Genomic DNA, 8,484 nt, shown 5'->3' with positions numbered 1-8,484 from the left:
GGCAACGTCCGCCGCCGCTCGGGCTGGCTGATGCGCGACCGCATCCTCGCCGACACGGCGCTGCGCACCTCGGCGGGCGATGTTTTCGCACGCCGCTATTTATTTGACCCAAAGACGGGTAAACCCCTCCCGACCTACGAAAAGGGGCACTACAGGGGCGGCTACGGATACGCCCTGCCGATATTCTTCTACTTGGAGTAGAATTTTTTGGAATTTCAGAAAAGTTTTTATATATTCGCATTCCCAATGGCGAATATGAATTCTTTGACGAGGCGGTAACAGGAATGTCACCGCAATTTTCGTCTGTAAGAAGCGACAAGTTGACAAAAATTTTATAAATTTATATACCAATTAAATTAACAAGAAAAGTTATGGCAGACGTTAAACGAGTCTACACCTTCGGTAACAAGGAAGCCGAAGGCAACGGCAAAATGCGTGAACTGCTCGGCGGCAAGGGTGCCAACCTCGCAGAGATGAACCTCATCGGCATCCCCGTCCCCCCGGGCTTCACGATTACCACGGAAGTATGTTCGGAATTTTACGCCCACGGCAAGGAAGCGGTCATCCAGATGCTCCGTCCGGAAGTCGAAAAGGCGATGAAAAATATCGAGAAGCTCACGGGCATGAAATTCGGCGACAAGGAGATGCCGCTGCTCGTATCGGTACGTTCGGGCGCGCGCGCCTCGATGCCCGGCATGATGGACACCATCCTCAACCTGGGTATGAACGACCAGGCCGTGGAGGCCGTGGCCAAACGTACGGGCAATCCCCGTTTCGCATGGGACTCGTACCGCCGTTTCGTGCAGATGTACGGCGACGTGGTGCTGGGCATGAAACCCGTTTCGAAAGAAGACCATGACCCGTTCGAGGAGATTATCGACGAGATGAAACAGAAGCGCGGCGTGAAGAACGACACCGACCTGACGCCCGAAGACCTGAAAGAACTGGTCAAAGAGTTCAAGGCCGCCGTCAAGAAACAGACCGGCGAGGACTTCCCCGCATGCCCGTGGGAGCAGCTCTGGGGCGCCGTATGCGCCGTGTTCGGCTCGTGGATGAACGACCGCGCCATCCTTTACCGCAAACTCAACAACATCCCCGCCGAATGGGGTACGGCCGTATCGGTACAGGCCATGGTGTTCGGCAACATGGGCACCAATTCGGCGACGGGCGTGGCATTCTCGCGCGACGCCGCGACGGGTGAAAACATCTTCAACGGCGAGTACCTGATCAACGCGCAGGGCGAGGACGTCGTAGCCGGCATCCGCACCCCGCAGCAAATCACCGTCGAAGGCTCGAAGCGCTGGGCCGCAGCCCAGAACATCTCCGAAGAAGACCGCCGCACGAAATACCCCTCGCTCGAGGAGGTGATGCCCGTGGTTTACAAGGAGCTCGACGAGATACAGCACCACCTGGAGCAGTACTTCAAGGACATGCAGGACATCGAGTTCACGATTCAGGACGGCAAGCTCTGGATGCTCCAGTGCCGCAACGGCAAGCGTACCGGCGCCGCCATGGTCAAAATCGCGATGGACATGCTCCGCGAGGGACTGATCGACGAACAGACGGCCGTACTGCGCTGCGAGCCCGCCAAACTCGACGAACTGCTCCACCCCGTTTTCGACAAGAAGGCCATCGCCAACGCACAGGTCATCACCAAGGGCCTGCCCGCCTCGCCGGGCGCAGCTACGGGACCGGTTGTGTTCTTCGCCGAGGACGCCGAGAAAATCCTCGCCGAGAGCGGCCAAAAAGCGATTCTGGTACGTATCGAAACTTCGCCCGAAGACCTCAAGGGCATGCTCGACGCTGCCGGTATCCTGACCGCACGCGGCGGTATGACCTCGCACGCCGCCGTCGTTGCACGCGGTATGGGCAAATGCTGCGTATCGGGCGCGGGCGAACTGCAAATCGATTATAAAGCCCGCACGATCAATGTCAACGGCTTCACCGTCAAGCAGGGCGACTGGATTTCGCTCAACGGCTCGACGGGTGAGGTTTACCTGGGCCAGGTAGCCACGATGGCCGCCGACTTGAGCGGCGACTTCGGCCAGCTGATGGACCTGACGGGCAAATACGCCGTGCTGAAAGTACGCGCCAACGCCGACACGCCGAAAGACGCCGCACAGGCGTTCGCATTCGGCGCCGAGGGTATCGGCCTCTGCCGTACGGAGCACATGTTCTTCGAAGGCGACCGCATCAAGGCTATCCGCGAGATGATCCTCGCCGACGACGAAGCCGGACGCCGCGTGGCGCTTGCCAAACTGCTGCCCATCCAGCGCGGCGACTTCGAGGGACTGTTCAAAGCCATGAACGGATTCCCCGTGACCGTACGCCTGCTCGACCCGCCCCTGCACGAGTTCGTGCCGCATGACGAAAAGGGCCAGAAAGAGATGGCGCGCGAGATGAACGTTCCCTTCGAGAAAATCGTCGCCAAGGTCGAATCGCTCGCCGAGTTCAACCCGATGCTGGGACACCGCGGCTGCCGCCTGGGCAACACCTATCCCGAAATCACCGAGATGCAGGCACGCGCCATCATCGAGGCCGCCATGAACGTCCGCGCACAGGGCACCCCGGTACACGTGGAGATTATGGTTCCGCTGGTGGGCAACCACAAGGAGCTCCGCTACCAGAAGAACATCATCGACTCGACGGCCGAACAGGTGTTCTCGGAGCGCAACGACAAGATCGACTACATGGTCGGCACGATGATCGAGGTTCCGCGCGCTGCGGTGACCGCCAACCAAATCGCCGAGGTGGCCGAGTTCTTCTCGTTCGGTACCAACGACCTGACGCAGATGACGCTGGGCTTCTCGCGCGACGACATCGGCAAGTTCCTGCCCGTATACCTCGACAAGGGCATCCTGAAGAACGACCCGTTCCAGATTCTCGACCGCAACGGCGTGGGCCAGCTCATCCGCGAGGCCGTATTCAAGGGCCGCGGCGTGCGCCCGACGCTCAAATGCGGCATCTGCGGCGAGCACGGCGGCGAGCCCTCGTCGGTGGAATTCTGCCACTATGCGGGCCTGAACTACGTGAGCTGCTCGCCGTTCCGCGTGCCCATCGCACGTCTGGCAGCCGCACACGCAGCGCTCAAAGAGAAATAAACGACACCCCGGCAACGCCGGGGAAAGAACCGAAAGAGAGCCTGCGGTATGCATACCGCAGGCTTTCCTTTATCGGCAAAACAGTCGGGTTCGTTGAATATGTTTGGCAGAAAGAGATAACTTTTATATATTTGTTACGGCAAACAACGACGCACTTTGTTTAAACAAAAAAAACAGAAACATGAAAAAGATTTTTCTTACGGCACTCGTCGCTCTCTTCGCAGTGACGGCCGTTTCGGCACAGAACAAAGGAGATTGGGGCGTAGGCCCTAAAATCGGTATTTACACCAATACGGGTGCAGAGGGCGCAGTCTTCGGCATCGGAGCGAGCGGACGCTATACGTTCCTGGACAACTGGCGCGTAGAGCCGAGCCTGATGGCCATCTGCAAGAAGTACTGCTCGGTGGATATCAGCGCCGACGTCCAGTACCTGTTCAACATCGCCCCCGACTGGCACATCTACCCGCAGGCGGGTTTGAGTGCCAACGACATCGGCGGCTGGTCGTGCGGCATCAACCTCGGCGGCGGCGCGGACTTTTCGATCACCCGCAACTGGGACGTATCGGCCGGATTCAAATGGATGATTCAGACCGCGGAATACCACAAGAACCCGATACTCATCAATATCGGCGCGACGTATAAATTCTAAACGCGTTCCCGCTTATGCAAATCCCGGCACTCGACGAGTGCCGGGATTTTTCATGCCCGCAAACCTAAAAGGCCCCTCCCCTGCAAAAGAACTGGCAGAACGGAAATCCGCCGCCCGGAAAGCCTCTGCCTTTTCACCCGCAACCAAATACACCATCCCGCGGGGCATACAGCCGCATCGGGCCGGGGCACCGCACACCGGGCTAAAGCCGGCTGCGGCCCATGGCTGCGCGCCCCGAATCCGCAGACGCCGGCAACCGCCGGGATAGCAAGGCTGTTATTCGCAAAATCCGGAAAGAACATATCACGGCACGAGTGTTGTACGTCGCATAAACAGCTATTCAGCGGTCCGGGCAAGCCTCCCGAACCGGCCGGATGAGCCATAACAAATTGGCGACCACTTAATTATTCATATAAAAATTTAACTGAAAAGCCATGAAAAGAATTCTTCTGATTGCAATCGCGGCATTGTGTGCCTGGACGGCGTCGGCCCAGAACAACACCTACCGCAACACCCGGGACAACAACCGCAATACGGCCCAGGCAGGTAACTACCGCAGTACGCCGGACAACTACCGCAGCGCCGTAGGTCCGCGCGTAAACTTCTACACCAATACGGGTGACGCCTCCATCGGAATCGGCGCCTACTACCGGTACAGTTTCGATTCCCACTGGCGCATCGAGCCGTCGATTTACGTCCTGACGGAGAAAGACAGTTCGGTCGACATCAATTTCGATGCCCACTATGTATTCCGCATCGCCGACTGGTGGGGCGTTTATCCCCAGGTAGGTGTTGTCGCCAATGACATCAAGGACTGGGCATTCGGCATGAGCGTCGGCGGAGGCTTCGACTTCAACATCGCACGCCGCTGGAACATTTCCGCAGGCCTGAAATACGAGCCCATGTTCGACAGCGACCGTTCGAATCCGCTCGTCGTTTTCGTAGGCGCAGCATACAGGTTCTGACGAACACCGGTTTACACAAAGAAGCGGGTGCCCGACGGGCACCCGCTTCTTTGTGGTTAAACGCCCCCTTCCCGCACAATGTCGCGCAGCCGGAGGGGCGGTTCCATTTGTTTATACAAACCGGGGATGCTTATCGCAAGCCGCAATCTGCCGCGACGCAGGCACTCCTCCCGCAGTCGGAACATCCTGCACGAAACTCCGGATTACCGGGTTTTATAACCGCAGCGATACTTGCCTTTAGCGAGGTTCATCAACTTGCCCTTCAGCAGGTTGCGGCGCAGGGGCGAAATGCGGTCGGTGAAGACGACGCCTTCGATGTGGTCGTACTCGTGCTGAATGACCCACGCCTTGAGGCCGTGGAACTCCTCGTCGTGCTCGACGAAATCCTCGTCCAGATAGCGCATCCGGATAGCCAGCGAACGGGCCACGTCGGCATGGATGCCGGGAAACGAGAGGCACCCTTCGTTGTAGGTCTTCTTCTGCTCCGACATGGCATAAATCTCGGGATTGATAAAGGCGCGCTTGTAATCGGCACATTCGGGGTCGTCCTCGCCCCAAGGGGTGCAGTCGACGATAAACAGGCGGATATTCTTGCCGATTTGCGGCGCGGCGAGGCCGACGCCCTCCGCCTCGGCGAGCGTCAGGAACATGTCCTCCACGAGTTTCTTTACTCCGGGATATTCGGGCGAAACAGGCTCGCAGGGTTTTCGCAGCACCTCCGAACCGTAAATTACTATCGGATAAATCATTTGTTAAACTCCATATAACTTTGTAAGATAATCGTAGCGGAAATCTTGTCCACGAGCGCCTTGTTGCGGCGTGCCATCCTGCCGATGCCGCTTTCGAGCATCGTGCGGTGCGCCATCACCGACGTGAAACGCTCGTCGTGGAAAACGATTTCCTTGTCGGGATACGCCTTCCGCAGACGTGCCGCCAGCGGTTCGATGAAGCGCCACGTTTCCGACGGCGTGCCGTCCATCTGCGCGGGCTTCCCCACTACAACGGTACTAACGTCTTCCGCGGCGAAATATTTTGCCAGCCACGCCTCGAGCCCCTTCGTTTCGACGGTTTCGAGTCCCCCGGCGATAATGCGCAGGGGGTCGCTCACGGCGATTCCCGTACGCCTGGTTCCGTAATCTATGGCAAGGATGCGGCCCACGGTCAAATCAGTCCAGGATGCAGAAGCAGTTCAGCAGCCAACCTACCAGAACGCCCGCACCCAAACACGCCAATACGACCCAAAGGGGGTATTTGCGGTCGTTGTCGAACGGATGCTGCCACTTCATACCGACGCCGGAATTACAGGTTCAGCTTCCTGAACAGTTTGCGGTACGAACACTCGTCGCCGACCAGGGCGGGCAGTTTGTCGATGGCGATACGCTCCTGCCGCATCGTGTCGCGGTAGCGCACCGTCACGGTGTTGTCCTCGAGCGTCTGTCCGTCGACGGTCACGCAGAACGGCGTACCGATGGCGTCCTGGCGGCGGTAACGCTTGCCGACGGAATCTTTCTCGTCGTAAATGACGTTATAGTCGTATTTGAGTTCGTCGACGATCTTCTGCGCCACCTCGGGCATGCCGTCCTTCTTCACGAGCGGCAGCACGGCCACCTTGACGGGTGCCAGCGCAGCCGGGAAACGCAGCACCACGCGCGAATCGCCGCCCTCGAGCTGCTCCTCGGTATAGGCCGCGGACATCACCTGCAGGAACATGCGGTCGACGCCGATCGACGTTTCGACGACATAGGGCACGTAGCTCTCGCCCGTTTCGGGGTCGAAATACTGGATTTTCTTGCCCGAGAACTTCTGGTGGTTGCCCAGGTCGAAGTCCGTACGCGAGTGAATCCCCTCGACCTCCTTGAAGCCGAACGGGAAGTTGTACTCGATATCGGTAGCCGCGTTGGCGTAGTGCGCCAGCTTCTCGTGGTCGTGGAAACGGTAATTGTCGTCGCCGAAGCCCAGCGCGCGGTGCCATGCCATGCGGGTGTTCTTCCACTCGTTCCACCACTTCATCTCCTCGCCGGGACGTACGAAGAACTGCATCTCCATCTGCTCGAATTCGCGCATGCGGAAGATGAACTGGCGCGCTACGATTTCGTTGCGGAAAGCCTTGCCTATCTGCGCGATACCGAACGGCAGTTTCATGCGGCCGGTTTTCTGCACATTCAGGAAGTTGACGAAGATACCCTGCGCCGTTTCGGGACGCAGGTAAATCGTGTTGGCGCCCTCCGAGGTCGATCCCATCTGGGTCGAGAACATCAGGTTGAACTGGCGCACCTCCGTCCAGTTGCGCGTACCCGAAATCGGGCATACGACCTCGCAGTCGACGATAATCTGGCGCAGTTCGGCCAAATCGTTGGCGTTCAGCGCATCGGCGAAACGCTTGTGCACCTCGTCGCGCCGGGCGGCGGTTTCCGCCACACGGGGCGAAGTTTCGCGGTACTTGGCTTCGTCGAACGACTCGCCGAAACGCTTGCGGGCCTTCTCGACCTCCTTCCCGATTTTCTCGTCCTGCTTGGCCAGCCACTCTTCGATCAGCACGTCGGCACGGTAACGCTTCTTCGAATCCTTGTTGTCGATCAACGGGTCGTTGAACGCACCGACATGGCCCGAAGCCTCCCACGTGCGGGGATGCATGAAAATCGCAGCGTCGAGGCCCACGATATTCTCGTGCAGCTTGACCATCGAATCCCACCAATAGCGCTTGATGTTGTTCTTCAGCTCCACGCCGTTCTGTCCGTAGTCGTACACAGCGCCCAGTCCGTCGTAGATTTCACTCGAGGGGAATACGAATCCGTATTCCTTGCAATGTGCCACCAGCTTCTTGAAAAGTTCTTCCTGCGTCATCGTATCTTGTTTTTAAATTATTTTCCGAATTACAAAAGTACAAAATAAATGGAAAACAAGGCCTTTAGCTCCGAATTTATTTCCATAATTCGTCGCAGCGACCCGCACGGCCGCCATTCTGCGGCTTCCCCAAAGGCGCCTGCTTTTTATCGGGAGGCAATTCCCGTCGGGCAAATGCGCTTCCGCACCGGCCCGCCGCCCGCCTACGCACGGCGACAGGAATGGCAATCCCGCACGGCAGCGGGCCTGCCTCCGCGCTGTCCTGCGGACGGCGGATACGCCAAACAGCCCGCATCACGGGCCATAGCGTCGGATTTGCGAGATATTCGTATGGATTTTATGGGAATAATGGCTCCCGCCCGGAAATTTATGCCTATATTTGTCCCGGCAGCACAAGCCTCGGTGCCCGTAAATAAGTCGAACGACCCACACAACGAATGACGGGAACTGTAAAAATTCTGATTGCGCTTATAGCCGTAGCCGTAATCGCCCTGTGCGGCAATCTCGGAAAAGAGAAATAGCGGCGCTATATCAATCCCTCGCGCAGGAACGAAAAATCCCCCTCACGGGCAATGATGATGTGATCCAGCAGGCGGATGTCGAACAACGCCGCAGCCTGCACGACCCGTTCGGTCAGCACCTTGTCCTGCGGACTGGCCTCGGCGGCCCCGGAGGGATGGTTGTGAATCAGGATGAGCTGCGTGGCGAGCAGTTCCAGCGCCCGCTTGACGATCAGGCGGTAATCGACGACCGTTCCCTGCACCCCGCCCTGGCTCACGCGCTGCCGCTCGATGATGCGGTTCGACGAGGTGAGGTAGACCGCCCAGCACTCCTCGTGCGTGAGTGACCCGAGCTGCGGACGGAACAGGCGCACCACGTCGTCGCTCGTGGCGACGACGTCGGCATCGGCAGCACGCTCCGCAGC

The 8,484-nt window shown here is 58.4% G+C and carries 7 protein-coding genes and 1 pseudogene; 4 read left to right on the top strand and 4 right to left on the bottom strand.

Annotated elements, in window-relative coordinates:
* The 4 genes and pseudogenes from QZT71_RS11325 to QZT71_RS11310 all read left to right on the top strand — a co-directional run.
* Nucleotides 1-201, top strand: a pseudogene (locus QZT71_RS11325) (hypothetical protein); the annotation flags it as partial.
* Nucleotides 202-371: 170 nt separating this feature from the next.
* Nucleotides 372-3,101: a pyruvate, phosphate dikinase gene (ppdK, locus tag QZT71_RS11320; protein WP_295916235.1), complete on the top strand. Its 2,730-nt coding sequence runs from the start codon at nt 372-374 to the stop codon at nt 3,099-3,101.
* 181 nt (nt 3,102-3,282) lie between these two features.
* The gene (locus QZT71_RS11315) at nt 3,283-3,750 is read left to right on the top strand and encodes a porin family protein (RefSeq protein ID WP_295916232.1); all 468 of its coding nucleotides are present in this window, start codon (nt 3,283-3,285) and stop codon (nt 3,748-3,750) included.
* Nucleotides 3,751-4,184: 434 nt separating this feature from the next.
* The gene (locus tag QZT71_RS11310) at nt 4,185-4,715 is read left to right on the top strand and encodes an outer membrane beta-barrel protein (RefSeq protein WP_295916229.1); all 531 of its coding nucleotides are present in this window, start codon (nt 4,185-4,187) and stop codon (nt 4,713-4,715) included.
* 203 nt (nt 4,716-4,918) lie between these two features.
* On the opposite strand, the gene def is transcribed toward QZT71_RS11310, so the two are convergent.
* The 4 genes from def to QZT71_RS11290 all read right to left on the bottom strand — a co-directional run.
* The gene (def, locus tag QZT71_RS11305) at nt 4,919-5,464 is read right to left on the bottom strand and encodes a peptide deformylase (RefSeq protein ID WP_295916226.1); all 546 of its coding nucleotides are present in this window, start codon (nt 5,462-5,464) and stop codon (nt 4,919-4,921) included.
* Complete coding sequence (gene ruvX, locus QZT71_RS11300) at nt 5,461-5,874, bottom strand: Holliday junction resolvase RuvX (RefSeq protein ID WP_295916223.1); 414 nt, start codon at nt 5,872-5,874, stop codon at nt 5,461-5,463. Before ruvX ends, def begins: the two co-directional genes overlap by 4 nt.
* Before the next feature lie 140 nt (nt 5,875-6,014).
* Nucleotides 6,015-7,559 carry a glycine--tRNA ligase gene (locus QZT71_RS11295; RefSeq protein WP_295916221.1) on the bottom strand — a complete coding sequence of 515 codons (1,545 nt, stop codon included), beginning with the start codon at nt 7,557-7,559 and terminating at the stop codon, nt 6,015-6,017.
* 526 nt (nt 7,560-8,085) lie between these two features.
* Nucleotides 8,086-8,484, bottom strand: a 399-nt coding sequence (locus QZT71_RS11290; protein ID WP_295916219.1) for a RadC family protein, incomplete at its 5' end; no start/stop codon positions are given.

This window comes from uncultured Alistipes sp. (assembly GCF_902388705.1).
GTDB lineage: Bacteria > Bacteroidota > Bacteroidia > Bacteroidales > Rikenellaceae > Alistipes.
This window is presented reverse-complemented; position numbering and strand designations above follow the sequence as displayed.

Coding starts and splice junctions, on each gene's coding strand:
- ppdK (WP_295916235.1), top strand. CDS start 372: ATGGCAGACGTTAAACGAGTCTACACCTTCGGTAACAAGGAAGCCGAA.
- QZT71_RS11315 (WP_295916232.1), top strand. CDS start 3,283: ATGAAAAAGATTTTTCTTACGGCACTCGTCGCTCTCTTCGCAGTGACG.
- QZT71_RS11310 (WP_295916229.1), top strand. CDS start 4,185: ATGAAAAGAATTCTTCTGATTGCAATCGCGGCATTGTGTGCCTGGACG.
- def (WP_295916226.1), bottom strand. CDS start 5,464: ATGATTTATCCGATAGTAATTTACGGTTCGGAGGTGCTGCGAAAACCC.
- QZT71_RS11295 (WP_295916221.1), bottom strand. CDS start 7,559: ATGACGCAGGAAGAACTTTTCAAGAAGCTGGTGGCACATTGCAAGGAA.